9 protein-coding genes and 1 pseudogene are annotated in these 13830 nt (G+C 44.6%); 1 reads left to right on the top strand and 9 read right to left on the bottom strand.

Going from position 1 to position 13830, the window contains the following annotated elements:
• Positions 1 to 3 precede the first annotated feature (3 nt).
• Both ASL14_RS16065 and ASL14_RS16060 read right to left on the bottom strand, forming a co-directional pair.
• A complete protein-coding gene (locus ASL14_RS16065; RefSeq protein WP_134912359.1) occupies positions 4 to 828 on the bottom strand; it encodes a TnsA endonuclease N-terminal domain-containing protein in 825 nt (274 codons plus the stop codon).
• Positions 829 to 1212: 384 nt separating this feature from the next.
• Entirely contained in the window at positions 1213 to 1803 is a 591-nt protein-coding gene (locus ASL14_RS16060; protein ID WP_134912357.1) for a TetR/AcrR family transcriptional regulator, read from the bottom strand.
• A 200-nt stretch (positions 1804 to 2003) separates the two neighbouring features.
• Here ASL14_RS16060 and ASL14_RS16055 point away from each other — a divergent pair, with 200 nt between their 5' ends.
• Positions 2004 to 2444, top strand: coding sequence for a nuclear transport factor 2 family protein (locus ASL14_RS16055; RefSeq protein ID WP_134912355.1), 441 nt, complete (start codon positions 2004 to 2006; stop codon positions 2442 to 2444).
• 251 nt (positions 2445 to 2695) lie between these two features.
• Here ASL14_RS16055 and glmS read toward each other — a convergent pair whose 3' ends face one another.
• The 7 genes and pseudogenes from glmS to ppc all read right to left on the bottom strand — a co-directional run bounded on the left by glmS (position 2696) and on the right by ppc (position 13399).
• Entirely contained in the window at positions 2696 to 4528 is a 1833-nt protein-coding gene (gene glmS, locus ASL14_RS16050; RefSeq protein ID WP_134912353.1) for a glutamine--fructose-6-phosphate transaminase (isomerizing), read from the bottom strand.
• Positions 4529 to 5160: 632 nt separating this feature from the next.
• Positions 5161 to 6501 (bottom strand): phosphoglucosamine mutase, encoded by a 1341-nt coding sequence (glmM, locus tag ASL14_RS16045; protein WP_134912351.1) that lies wholly within the window; start codon positions 6499 to 6501, stop codon positions 5161 to 5163.
• A 59-nt stretch (positions 6502 to 6560) separates the two neighbouring features.
• Positions 6561 to 8030 carry a CdaR family protein gene (locus ASL14_RS16040; RefSeq protein WP_134912349.1) on the bottom strand — a complete coding sequence of 490 codons (1470 nt, stop codon included), beginning with the start codon at positions 8028 to 8030 and terminating at the stop codon, positions 6561 to 6563.
• The gene (gene cdaA, locus ASL14_RS16035; protein ID WP_134912347.1) at positions 8027 to 8860 is read right to left on the bottom strand and encodes a diadenylate cyclase CdaA; all 834 of its coding nucleotides are present in this window, start codon (positions 8858 to 8860) and stop codon (positions 8027 to 8029) included. The genes ASL14_RS16040 and cdaA overlap by 4 nt, the downstream gene beginning before the upstream one ends.
• A gap of 220 nt (positions 8861 to 9080) precedes the next feature.
• Positions 9081 to 9701, bottom strand: a complete 621-nt coding sequence (locus tag ASL14_RS16030) for an anti-sigma factor (RefSeq protein WP_134912345.1) — start codon at positions 9699 to 9701, stop codon at positions 9081 to 9083.
• 101 nt (positions 9702 to 9802) lie between these two features.
• Complete coding sequence (gene sigW, locus ASL14_RS16025) at positions 9803 to 10417, bottom strand: RNA polymerase sigma factor SigW (protein WP_134912343.1); 615 nt, start codon at positions 10415 to 10417, stop codon at positions 9803 to 9805.
• Between the two features lie 190 nt (positions 10418 to 10607).
• Positions 10608 to 13399: pseudogene (gene ppc / locus ASL14_RS16020) on the bottom strand (phosphoenolpyruvate carboxylase).
• Positions 13400 to 13830 lie beyond the last annotated feature (431 nt).

The following is a 13830-nucleotide window of genomic DNA, read 5'->3' as shown; positions in this document are numbered from 1 at the left end:
ACCTTAGCCGCCTTTCGCCAATAAATCGTTTGTCTTAATTACACTAAACCCATTAGCACTGTTCGAAGGATTAATCTTTTCATGCATATTAACTGCCCAAATTTTCCGAGCTATAAAATGCCTGAACATCGCTAAAGATGTGCCAGCTTCCAATCCTATTTGTTCATCGCAGGCAAGACACGCCTTTGCTATTGTTGCACCTGATAATAGCAAAGTTGCCAGCGTACGTTCCAAGCTTTGGATGGCAAATACTCCTAGCGTTGCGACATCTGCGTTGGAATACTCTTTATGAACCCACTCCACGTTGCGGATCGACGTATATGGTAGATCCCGTTCTGTTACAATTCCCCAATCAACCTGGTGCGTCTCCCAGTACACCCGCTCAATTTCAAATTTTGCAAGTACACGTTCGTTCTCCAGGTCCTTAGCTGGCTTCACAGTTCTTGCGTATTCCTTGTCCTTATATGTAATTAAAAAGTCCGTAGTCATGACGATATCCACGCCTGACTTAGGATCTTTTGGATGTTCTATACCGAGCTTGTCCGCGATTAGCTTCGTTTCTTCTAGTGGAAGAAGGGGATATTGCTCTCGAATGTCTGTTACCTCATCGGCATAATCCAATGCATAGAAATAATCTCGCTCTAAATCGGACAGAAAGGTATGCTGCCTGCCCGTTGTCCAACCAACACCACGGGTCGATCTGCCAGTAGAAGGCACATCCTGTACTCGCAGCCAAGGAAGATAATCGGCTCCTGTTCCTTGGCCTCTACCTTCTTTGATGAATCTATCAATTTTGGCATCCGTGATTTCACGCTTACGTTTTGCCATGATTACGCCTCCTTAAAAGAAAACAGGGCTAGCCGAAGGCAGCCCCGTTTGGAGTCATGATGTTAATCTGGATGTCAGTTCTGTAGACAGTAGAAGAGCTTCTAGTAGTAGTATGGCCAAATTTGTTAGTCTAATACTTTATTTTCCGAGTCTAACACTTTATTTTTCAGTCTAATTGTCAGCAGAAAATAAAGTATTAGACTGGATGTTCTTATTCCGCGCGGCTTTTTGAATTGTCATACCGTCATAAAATAAGTTTTAGACTTACCCTAGAAATTGAAACAGCGACAGCAAAGGACGAGAAAATAAAGTCCTAGACTGTCGCTGTTTCATTGAACTAACGTTCTCCGTTAGTTCAATTAGGTATCCCCCTAGCTATTGCCGTTATATGTTTTTTAACAGGTCCAATACGTTATTAAAATAAATTTCGCTCAAATGTTCGATGACCTCTTCAGCTACCAAATGCTCTGGATCTGAAATCCACATACAAATCACGCCTACTAACCCCGAAATCATGTACTCTAATCCAACTTTCATTTTTTGATTATGAAAATGATCACCGCTACCCGAAAGAATAAAATCTTTTAATGCTTCTTTTAAATAAGTTGAGAAGTTAGGTTGACTATTCTGAATAAGCATCGTTCTAAAGAAAACAATGTTTGCTTCTAAAGCTTTAAACAGTTCGTTTAAGCTTGAGATAAACATTTCCTTATCTATTGCATGGATTTCTTTATCTATTATACCCAAGTTAAAGCAACCACTTAATTTTTCCATGCTTTCTTGACATAACTTCTCCATCAAATCAGGTTTGTCCATATAGTGTAAATAAAAAGTGTTTCGATTTATCATGGCTTCGTCGGCAAGATCCTGTACAGTTATACGTTCGTAGCCTTTCGTTTGAATTAGCGTCAAGAATGCTTCTTTAATGGCTTTCCTTGTTTTTAGAATACGTAGGTCTAGCTTATTTTTAGCCACGTGTAAACACTCCATTCAATAAAGATAATGGTCAAATAAAGATAATATGACAATTAATTATCAATCCTATGAATATCGACCATTGAATGGTTTAATTCTATGTTCTAATATTAAAAACGTCAAAGGAAACTTACTCTTCTTGATTAAGCTATTTTTTCTTTACACAGGTCGGTTTTAGAAATTAAAGGAGGAAGAAGATTATGTCATTAGAAATTTTACAAGCAAAGTTAGCATTAAGAGAATTAGTTGATGCTTATGCAATATTGACAGATGAAAAAAATATTTCGGAGCAGATGCTTTTATTTACGCCTGATGCTAGATTTAAGGTTTATATGGGTGACCAATTGGTGTCTGATGTTACAGGAACAAAACAACTAGAAGAGGAGTTCACAGGTCATGCTTCTATTGTTAAACGTTATTTCTCCATTAACGGACAACACGTTGTGAAAGTGGATGCCGATACTGCAACAGGTGTTGTAAACTCTCAGATGAAAATGGTGAGAGAAGAAGAAGGCAAAGAAGTTATCTCCGACTACAGTGTTAAATATGTTGACACTTATGTGCGTCAAAACGGGACTTGGTTAATAAAGGAACGTGCTTCTCATTATATAATTATAGAGGCAAGAACATTACAAGGCTAATTGATTAATACTTGGAATCAACATTGCGAAGGCTACCGAAACAGTCGGTAGCCTTCAACTTTATTTTTATACATACTAAACTCCTAAAAATGTAGTTGTCTTTAAGTATAACCACATATTGGAGGTAACCTGCCCGTTAGCTTAATCAAACACCGTCAGTCTAATACTTTATTTTCTCAGTCTACTACTTTATTTTTCAGTCTAGAACTTTATTTTCTTTTGACACAAGCCTTTGTATCGATATACTGCCCTTACTCAACCGTTACACTCTTCGCCAGGTTACGTGGTTTGTCAACATCATGACCCAGTGCAAGGGAAGCGTAGTAAGCCAACAGTTGGAGAGATACAACCGAAATCGCAGCAGACAGGATTGGAAGTGTCTTCGGAATTGCAAATACCTGATCCACGGACTTCAACAACTCAACAGCGTGCTCTTCGTACGTAATCGCAAGAACATCTGCACCACGTGCCTTCACTTCCTTGATATTGCTCACGGTTTTCTCCAACACGGATTCCTGTGTTACCAAAGCGATAACCGGAATGCCATCTTCGATCAATGCCAGCGTACCATGCTTCAGTTCACCCGCCGCATAAGCCTCGGAATGAATGTAGGAGATTTCCTTGAGTTTCAGGGAACCTTCCTGTACTACAGCATAGTCTTGACCGCGACCAATAAAGAACAGGTGCTTGTGGCTGGCAATTTGCTCAGCGTATGCTTTAATCGCGTCTGCTTTGCCCAGCATTTCTTCTACTTGCTCTGGCAGTGATTCCATAGCAGCCAACACATGAGCTACTTGCTCATCCGTTTGCGTGCCACGTACTTGAGCCAGATACAGACCAAACAGATAAAACGCAATCAACTGCGAAGAATATGCTTTGGTTGAGGCTACGGCAATTTCTGGTCCTGCCAGTGTAACCAACACATCATCTGCATCGCGGGCAATGGAGCTACCAACTACGTTTGTAATCGCCAGTACATGAGCGCCGTTCGCTTGTGCTTCACGCAGTGCTGCCAACGTATCGGCAGTTTCACCGGATTGACTCACTACGATTACCAGTGTCTCTGGTGTTACGATTGGCGAACGATAACGATACTCGGAAGCCACGTCGTTTTCCACCGGAATACGAGCCAGGCTTTCAATAATCGTACGACCAATCAAACCAGCATTGTAGGCTGTACCACAAGCAACGATTTGAATATTGCGAATATTTTTAATTTGTTCTTCTGTCAGCTTCAACTCAGGAAGAACAACTTTTTTAGTTTCTTTGTCGATTCGGCCCAACATCGTGTCACGGTAAGCCTTAGGCTGTTCGTGAATTTCTTTCAACATGAAATGCTCATAGCCGCCTTTTTCCGCTGTTACAGCATCCCATTCGACATGAATCATTTCCCGAGAAATAAATTGGCCTTCGATTGTCATTAATTCGACGGCATCACTGGTCAAAACAGCCATTTCGCCATCGTTCAAAATAAATACATTGCGTGTATATTTCAGAATAGCCGGAATATCGGAACCGATAAAGTTCTCGCCTTCTCCCACACCAATAACCAGCGGACTAGCTTGACGAACAGCTACCAGCTTATTAGGCTCGTGCTCTGTCAGCACACCCAGTGCAAAGGCACCGCGCATAAAGGTAATTGCTTTTTGTACCGCTTTGACGATATCTCCTTTATATTCACGCGCAACCAGATGGGAAATAACTTCCGTATCCGTTTCGGAAATAAAGGTATGACCTTCGCTGATCAACTGTTCTTTCAGCTCCAGATAGTTCTCGATAATCCCGTTATGAACCACGGAGAACTTTTGACTCTCATCCAAATGTGGATGGGAATTTTCATCTGAAGGCTTACCGTGTGTTGCCCAACGTGTATGCCCGATGCCTGCATGGCCTACCAGCGGCGCACCATCCAGCTTCGCTTCCAGATTCGCCAAACGACCTTTTGCCTTGGCTACTTTCAGTCCTGAATCTGTAAACACGGCAATACCCGCAGAGTCATAACCGCGGTACTCCAGCTTTTTCAACCCGTCAATCAATACCTCTTGCGTATTCTGATCACCAATATATCCTACAATGCCACACATATTCGTTATCCTCCCGATCATCATTTCACAGGACGACTCATCACAGGACTAACGTGTGCGGTAGATTGCGGAATAAAGTTCATTCATCTATGAAGTTGTCAATGATAACTATAGAAAATTACAGGCATCTCTTCACGAATGTAACGAAATTCCCAAACCGCGCACGCCAATGATGATGGCCGCACATTCATGAAATGAATCTTATAATTTAGTTTATAAAATAAAAGCATCTATCGGTGCGTTGTGTAAACAGTTGCCTGCTTATTTTCCGCTGCCGATTTACGGGTCGATGCCTCACCGGAAGGTCCCCGCCGAATGTTTCGAACACCTTCACCTCGTCAGCTCGCTTTGCCGTGAACCCATCTGTGAGCAACATCATCGAAATTGAATGATCTGCCTCACCAACAAGTTCCCCCGCGCAAAATCAAGCTCTGGCGCTTGTATTACATTACCTTACAACCCTCGCTTTCTCTTTCTGAGTCACAACATTCCTATATTATATTCAGCTCAGCATCATTTGGCAATGACACTTTATTCATATTTGCAAGTTCTGGTAAGTATTCAATTAAAAATAATATCTGCAAACGCGGTCGCCTGCTTACTTTGAACAGGCAACCGACGTTTACAAAATTTTAAACTAATTCTTTTTTTACAACATCTACGATCTGTCCTACAAATTGCTCCAGCTCATCCTTATCCGGCCCTTCAGCCATAACACGAATAAGCGATTCTGTACCGGAAGCACGAACCAATACGCGTCCATTATCACCCAATTGCTGTTCCACCTGCTCAATCGCTTCTGCAATGGCAGGATTGCCCTCGTAATTGCGTTTGTCCTGTACACGCACATTAACTAGCACTTGCGGATACTGCTTCATGAGCGATTTCAGCTCACTCATCTTTTTACCGGAAGCTTTCAGGGTATCCATCAGTTGAATCCCGGTCAACATGCCGTCGCCCGTCGTATTGTAATCGAGGAAAATAACGTGACCAGACTGCTCACCGCCCAGATTAAAGCCGCCCCGGCGCATTTCTTCCATCACATACCGGTCACCAACTGCAGTTTTTGCAGTCTTGAGCGCCAGTTTTTCCGTTGCTTTGTAAAAACCAATATTACTCATCACAGTCGATACAATAGTGCTGTCCTTGAGCTTTCCAGCGCGGTTCAGCGCATCCCCACAGATACAAAGGATATAGTCGCCGTCTACCTCTTCACCGTTCTCATCAATCGCGATCAGACGGTCTGCATCGCCGTCAAAGGCCAGACCAATGTCAGCTTTCAAGCGGCGTACTTCCTCTTTCAGCTTTTCAGGATGGGTTGAACCGCAATGATCGTTGATATTCAGCCCGTTTGGCTCCGCACCGATGGTGTGTACTTCGGCTCCCAATTCCGCAAAAAGCTTCGGCGCCAGCTCATAAGCCGCTCCGTTCGCACAATCCAGTACGATTTTGAGCCCTTCAAAAGAATGGCTAATCGTTGTTTTCAAAAACTCCAGATAATCGTAGCGAGAATGCTCGTCTACAACAACCGTACCTAACCCGCCACCAATTGGACGAGGCAATTGATCCTCCTTGGCATCCATCAGCTCTTCGATTCTCAGTTCCGTTTCATCTGTCAGTTTAAACCCGTCGCCGCCAAAAAACTTAATGCCGTTGTCTTCCACCGGATTGTGGGAAGCCGAGATCATTACACCAGCGTCCGCTTTCAATTGACGTGTAAGATAAGCGACTCCCGGCGTTGAAACGATACCCAGACGAACCACATTAGCCCCAATAGACAGCAAACCGGCTACAAGCGCCGATTCCAGCATCAGACCGGATACCCGTGTATCCATACCGATAACAACTGTTGGTTTTTCTACATTCCCTGCTAAAACATATCCGCCGCAGCGCCCAATGCTATATGCCAGTTCTGCTGTAAGTTCCTGATTAGCAATGCCTCGTACACCATCTGTACCAAAATATTTCCCCATGTATAATGACTCCCTTTTTTGTCTAATGAACCTTAAATATTTACTACAGATAAATCATGTTATGGCTGACCGCTCTCCGGGGTTCCATTTGCAGAAGAATCTGCGCCGTTATGAGGATTTGTTTTATCCTCCGCAGCCGCATTGTCCCCGGGTTTCGCATCAGAGGAGCCGCCTTGACCGCTCTGGCCCTCCTGTGGCCTCTCCTGCCCCTTATTACCGCTGCCGGAAGGGGTTGATTCATTCCCACTGCCCGGATTCGTTACAGCCGGCGTTGAAGGGCTCTCAATGTTCACCGTTGCCGTTAGCTGGCTGGCGTTTCCGGATTGCGTAATGTATTTGGGCAAGCCTACCTTCAAAGCAACCTCATGCTGACCAGCCTCCTGACCACTTACGTCTGCAACCAAACTAATATCATCGTTGGTTAAATTGCTGATCATATCCTGCGGCCCCTTCACGGTAACATCCATCGTCTTGTCTGCAGGCGTTGTAATCGTCGCAGTCGTCCCGTCTGCTGCCCCCTGCACAACAATCGGAATGCCTGACAATGTTCGCTCCGCATCGGTCACCTGATTAGATGGCACAACTGTCACCTGAATTTGTATCGAGCCAGGCTCGATTTTATCAGAACCGGCGGGCGCTGCCAAATTAGCTTGAACTGTGTGGGTCCCTGCTTCCGTTAATTGGCTCAGATCGAGTGTAGCCGTAACATAGGAGCTAAGGCTGCTCAAAACATCCTGCGAGGCGTATACGATCGCTTCTTTTACATTTGCATTTACTTTGGAAAGCGCCAGACCGTTCGGCAGCTCTCCGGAATACACAATTTTCACAGGCACGGACTTCGTTTGCTGGGTTACCGGGATTTCAACAGACACTGTGGAAGGCTCAATAACCGCTCCTGTAAGTTCCTGTCCCTTTTTGTTGTAAGCCTTCAGCTTCACCCGTTTCTGTTCAAACTTCTCCGAGATTCCCTCCGTATCAACAGCCCCCTGCACAGCAGCCACTGTACTCAACTGGCTTTTAGGCAAGGTGACCTTAACCGTTTGAGGGGCAACCACAGGCTCTCCGAGCTGCAAGCCGGTATTCGGTTTACCCTTGGAAACAATAGAAACATCAAATGATTTCGTTTGCTTTTCCTCAATCGTGACTGTCACACGACTAGGAGTCATAGATACCAACTCCACGCCATTCGGCAGATTCGCTACGAGTGGCAAGGTTTTGGTGCCTGCTCCCAACCTACTTAAATCCAATTGGGCCTGGTAATTATCTGCGAAAAAAGAAGTCAGCACGGAACGCTGTCCTCTAACCTCCATCTTCACATGGTCAGTATCCATTGTAGATAATACATATTTTGACTCATCCAGACCGCTGGCCTGAATACCTACATTATCAATCACTTTATTATCATAAGAAACGGTCAGCGTGGACGAAGGCGTACCTGTATCCAGATGAACCATTCCCCACAGCAGGACGGCAACCGCGAGTGCCAATATTTTAGAAATCGTATTGTTGTTAATCCATTTGTCCATCATGAATTTCCACGGCCTCCCCTCCGATTCCAGAATGAGCCGCGTTTTTCCTTCAAAGTCGGTGTCGGCCGCAGCTCCTCATACAGCTTGGATATTAAGGATTCTTCTTTAATATCGCGCACGACCTGCCCATTGATAGCCAAAGAAATTTGCCCTGTCTCCTCTGAAACCACCACAGTTACGGCATCCGTTACCTCACTCACCCCAATCGCTGCCCGGTGACGGGTTCCCAGTTCCTTGCTGATAAATGGATTTTCCGACAGTGGTAAGTAACAGGCTGCAGAAGCAATCTGATTATTTTGAATAATGACCGCACCATCATGCAGAGGCGTATTTGGAATAAAAATATTGATCAGCAGTTCGGAACTGACCACTGCCTGTGTCTTGATACCGGACTCCGTGTATTCGTTTAGCCCCGTTTCGCGTTCAAATACGACCAAAGCCCCTATTTTTCTACGTGATAAATAATTCAGCGCCTTAATCATTTCCCCGATTAACTTGTTTATCTCCTCATCATCCGCAGACGAACGCCCAAACAGCTTGCCTCGCCCCAATTGTTCCAGGGCACGACGTAATTCAGGCTGAAAAATAATGAAAATAGCTACCACACCAAAGGTAAACATCTGGTTCATCAGCCACTTGAGCGTATACAAATCAAACCAAGTGCTAACCGCCCAAATGACCACCAGGAACAGAATTCCTTTTAGCAATTGAACTGCACGCGTTCCACGAACAAGTAAAATAAGCTGATACATAATATAGGTTACGATCAGAATGTCGATAATATCTTTAATGGACTCTTTCCAAGTCAGGTCCGCGAAATAATCCAACATGCGCATGCCCCCGCAATTTTCTGTAGTGAGTGAGTGTAATATGTACACAGTATGCTCTCTCTATCTAGGTTATAACGATAAGGCCCGCGTTGCAAGCCGCATGACAAAAGAACCGCTAAAATCAGTAAAATACAGTACAAATAGCCAGCTTCATATACAAAAAAACGCCTTTTCCAGCGGAAGAGGCGCTTGATATCATTCTTGCCAGTTCAAGCTTCTTTTATGGAGAGGACGTACCCTCGAACAAATCAGTAACTTTATACCAAATCCAGTCCAAGGTTTGATCAATACTTTTGACCTGTCCTGCAATATGTGCTGTGGACGCTTGATAGTAAGAACCGTCAATCACTGTTACATTTCCTTCCACATCACCATATACCTGAGCCTTGCCATTTTGCACGGTCAAATCTCCAGCAATGGATTTCCCCTCAGGCACGATCACAGTATTCCCTTGAATAACAACCTCATCCAGATGGCTTCCCTTGACTACCAATTGATGGTCTGTGGTTGAAAAGTTTGCCATGCTTGAGCATATAATAACAAGAAAGAAAGCTGCGGCCGTAACAGCCGGGTGTCTTTTCACCCAAGTCAGCATAGGCGCCATTGGCACTCTTCTATGTGGCGGCAAAGCATTCATAATGCGAAGTGTCAGCTCATCCGATACACACGGCACATGATGCCGTGTACCATAAAGCATCGCATCCGTCCGCTCCAGCTCTTTAAAACGCATGCGGCATTCCGGGCAGGTGAACAAATGATGCTCTAATTCCTGTTTGTCCTGCTCGGACAGGTCGCCATCCAGATAGTCATGCATAAAAGAGACGGCTTGTTTGCAATCCATATGAGCCAATCCTTTCTAATATTCTTCCGTGTTTCTCTACATAACATGCTCCGGCTTAGAAACTTTGCTCACTTTACATACGCTACAACGAGCAATATGTTTCACAAAAAACATCTGTGCGAGCACTTTCCAAGACTCTGAACACATGATTTACAGCTTGTGCTCCAATTTTTGCGTAGAAAATCCCGGCCCCTGTGAACCCTTGTCTTAATGGTTGTGACCGGAAGATTAAGCACATCGCTAATTTCCTGCAAGGAAAGCTCCTGCAAGTAACGCAAAACCATAATCGTCCTGTATTTGTCTGGAAGACTGTCAATGGCATTATGAATTAAGGATTGTGTCTCGGACAACAGCGTATGGCCCTCAGGTGTGAGCTCTTCGCTGGCGAGCATTGCATACCCATCCACACCTTCCTGCTCATTCATCTCAGCATCCAGTGAATATGTAGGCTTTCTCCTTCGCAGACGATCAATGCACAGATTCGTCGCAATCCGGTAAATCCAGGTTGAAAACTTCTGCCCATGATCATATTTTTCCAAATTACGATATACACGCAAAAAAGTTTCCTGCACCAGATCCTCCGCCTCATGGCGATTCCCTAGCATCCGGTAGGAAAGATGAAAAATCCGATCTTTATATAACTCGACTAACTCCGCAAAAGCTCGCTGATTGCCTTTCTGCACCAGCCTAACCAAGCGGCTTTCCATATTATCCACTCTATACTCCCCCAGACTTGCTGATGGGTTGCTCATTACATTGTTATGATAATTCATCGTAGTTCAATTTTATCGGAAAATCAACTGTAGCGTTGACACCAATAGGACTCCTGCTCCGTCATATGCATGCAAACAGCATAATCGGGCACCCGTAAGCGCCCGATTGCCTGTATTCATGCGCCAAGCTGTATCAGCCCGTGTTTCTCAGTCCTGCGGCTATTCCGTTAATGGTTAACAGCACCTCACGCAGCAACTCCGTATCGTCTCCGTTCTGGTCACGCAGTTCGCGTAGCTCACTAAGCAACTGAACCTGCAAGTAGCTTAACGGATCGACATAAGGATTACGCAACCGGATGGACTCCTGAATTACCGGCACATCATCCAGAATTTCCGATTGTCCTGTTATTTTCAAAATCAGCTCGGACGTCAGCTTGAATTCCGCTGAAATTTGCCCGAAAATGCGCTGGCAAGCCTCTTCATTATCGGACATCCCTGCATATTCCTCTGCAATCAGTAAATCCGCTTTCGCAATCGCCATTTGCAGTGTATCAATAAGGGAGCGGAAGAAAGCTGATTCCTTAAACATTGTTTGCAGCACCTTGAGGTTATCCTCATTGTTCTGATAGAAGCTTTGCAGCCCAGTTCCAGCCGCGTACCAAGCAGGCAGCAAGTAACGGCTTTGCGTCCATGCAAAAACCCATGGAATAGCGCGCAAGTCCTCAAAACGTTCACTGTTCTTACGCTTGGACGGACGAGAGCCAATATTCAGCTCACCCACCTCAGGCAATGGAGTTGATTCCTTGAAGAAGGTGAAGAAATCAGGGTCGCGGAAAATCAAATCCTGATACTTCTCCAGCGATACCTCGGAAATACGGGCAATGATCTCTTCCCAGCTCTCCTCGAACACTTCCTTCTTACCGGAACGGTTATATGCCACTGCGGTAATCAGAGCTGACGTTGCCTGTTCCAGGCTTCGATAAGCGATGCCCTTGAGCGAGTATCTGGATGAGAGTACCTCACCCTGCTCCGTAATCTTGATGCCGCCTCCGATCGTATGAGGAGGTTGGGCCAAAATGCTGCGATTAAGCGGCATTCCTCCGCGTCCCAGTGCTCCCCCACGTCCGTGGAAAAACTTCACTTTTACGCCGAACTCATTAACCACTTCCGTGATGCTGTTCATCGCAACCCGAAGCTCCCAGTTCGCCGTCACCACACCGCCGTCCTTGTTACTATCTGAATATCCCAGCATGATCTCCTGAAGCTGATCCATTGCTGCCACAGATTGGCGATATACAGGCAAATTCAGCAGCCTCTTCATAATACTAGGGGCAGCATGCAGATCATCTATCGTTTCAAACAGAGGAACGGATTGCAGTGTACATACGACTGTGCCATCTTTCTCGACACGGAACAGACCCACTTCTTTAGACAGCACCATAACTTCCAGCAAGTCGCTTGCTCCCTGAGTCATACTGATCAAGTAGCTTGTAATGGATTGCTTGCCGAATTCCTCCTGAGCCAGATAAATCGTACGATATACATCAAGACATTCCTGCGTGCTGTCGCTATATTTCAAATACGGCGACGTAATCGGACGAGGCTCGTTCAGCAGCTTTTCCAGCAGGTCTATTTTTTCTTCCTCAGGGAGCTTGCCATAATCCGCAACAATATTCATTTTAGAGAGGATTTCAGTCATTGCATTTTCATGCTCCTGACTATGCTGACGTACATCCAGCGTAGCCGTATGGAAGCCGAACAGCTCTACCTGACGAATCATCTTTTGAATATAAGTATCTGCCACATAATCCGCAAAATGATGACGCAGGCTGTCGTCAATAACGTTCAGATCCGCAATAAGCTCTTCAGCAGAGCTATAACGTTCCTTCGTGCCCTGCTTGCTTTCATCCAGGATATTATTCACCTTGGCTATCATGTAGGCCAGCTTGATGCGGTAAGGCTCTTTTTCGTTATGCCACACTTCCATCTTTTTAAGCGTAATATGAGTCCGGTCTTCCTCAATAGAAGCCAGCAAATCATCAGAGACACGTATAATGCTAGTGCTAAAGCTCAGATAACCCATAAATTCCTTCAGCGTGTGCTGATATTCTCTCAAAGCCAGCTTACGCTGCATACGTAACGTTTCCCAAGTAACATGAGCCGTAACAGACGGGTTGCCGTCCCGGTCCCCCCGATCCAGGAGCCAAATCTCAAATAGGTCGGAATATGCCATCTCTGCTCAGGATAATATTTGCCTAAACATCGTTCCAATTCTTGGTATACGTCAGGCAACACATGAAACAAAGTCTCATGAAAATAATACATCCCGTTTCTAACTTCATCTAACACAGTTGGCTTGCGATCACGAAGTTCGTCTGTCTGCCATAGTGTAATCACTTCATTCAGCAGATTTTCCCGCACCTGTTCCCGCTCCCGCAAGGTAAGCATAGGATTATCCAACAGCATGACGTCCTCGGAAATGCGCTTGTGAATGTCCAATATCACCCGTCGCGTGGCTTCTGTAGGATGTGCGGTCATAACCAGCTCCAGTGAAAGCTCCTCCAGCAGACTGCTAACGTCCTCAGCCGAAAATCCACCCTGTTTAAGCTCCTGAACAGAACTTTCAATTGAACCACGTTGAACATCTTCACCAGCAGAATGCTCATAGTCCCGTTTGCGGCGGATACGATGATTTTGCTCGGCAATATTCACTAACTGAAAATAAATCGCAAACGCGCGAATAACCTGGTGACGAATGTCCGTATCCAGTCCGCTAACGATTTGTTTGAAATTCTCATACAACTCCGGCTGATACCCGGCACGTAACGATTTACTTGTCTCACGTATCTTTTCCACGATATCCAAAAGTTCGTTGCCACCCTGATGGACCAAAACCTCACCAAGAATATTCCCCAGAAAACGAACGTCCCGCCGTAGCAGATTGTTGGATTGGTTTTTGTTAGCGGTTAACGTAAGCTCAGTCATGCTTTTCCCCCCATCTGATCTGTTCACACCCAACACAGCCTTGTTGCAAAGGTACGTATACACACGAAATTTGACACTTTCTTAACATCATACAATAAAAACGCGTGAAAAGCTGCAAAATTTACAGTAAAAAGTCACGCTTTTTAAATACTTTTTTTGAGAATATATTGGTTTTTATGCATAAAAATTAAATTTAATAAACCAAATCACTTTTATCGTCTAGATAAACATGAAACTTTATGCACAGGTATTATAAACAGCATGATTTTCAAAACAAAAAATCATGTATCATTATGTGCATATGTTCATTATTTGTTGACAAAGTGAAACCCAATAAGCTTCTATCCACAAAGATATACACAAAACAGCCATAATTTCAATATTTCAGAGCAGTTTTTTTCATCCATACTCAGCTATACCCATATAAATAG

Source organism: Paenibacillus sp. IHB B 3084 (assembly GCF_001447315.1).
Classification (GTDB): Bacteria; Bacillota; Bacilli; order Paenibacillales; family Paenibacillaceae; genus Paenibacillus.
The sequence above is the reverse complement of the archived record's forward strand: the minus strand, read 5'-3'. Positions and strand labels throughout refer to the sequence as shown.

What these genes read in the sequence shown, in the direction of transcription:
- cdaA (WP_134912347.1), bottom strand. Translation starts at nt 8,860, where the DNA reads ATGTTGGATTATTTCGCGGACCTGACTTGGAAAGAGTCCATTAAAGAT.
- glmS (WP_134912353.1), bottom strand. Translation starts at nt 4,528, where the DNA reads ATGTGTGGCATTGTAGGATATATTGGTGATCAGAATACGCAAGAGGTA.
- ASL14_RS16040 (WP_134912349.1), bottom strand. Translation starts at nt 8,030, where the DNA reads ATGATGGACAAATGGATTAACAACAATACGATTTCTAAAATATTGGCA.
- glmM (WP_134912351.1), bottom strand. Translation starts at nt 6,501, where the DNA reads ATGGGGAAATATTTTGGTACAGATGGTGTACGAGGCATTGCTAATCAG.
- ASL14_RS16065 (WP_134912359.1), bottom strand. Translation starts at nt 828, where the DNA reads ATGGCAAAACGTAAGCGTGAAATCACGGATGCCAAAATTGATAGATTC.
- ASL14_RS16055 (WP_134912355.1), top strand. Translation starts at nt 2,004, where the DNA reads ATGTCATTAGAAATTTTACAAGCAAAGTTAGCATTAAGAGAATTAGTT.
- ASL14_RS16030 (WP_134912345.1), bottom strand. Translation starts at nt 9,701, where the DNA reads ATGGATTGCAAACAAGCCGTCTCTTTTATGCATGACTATCTGGATGGC.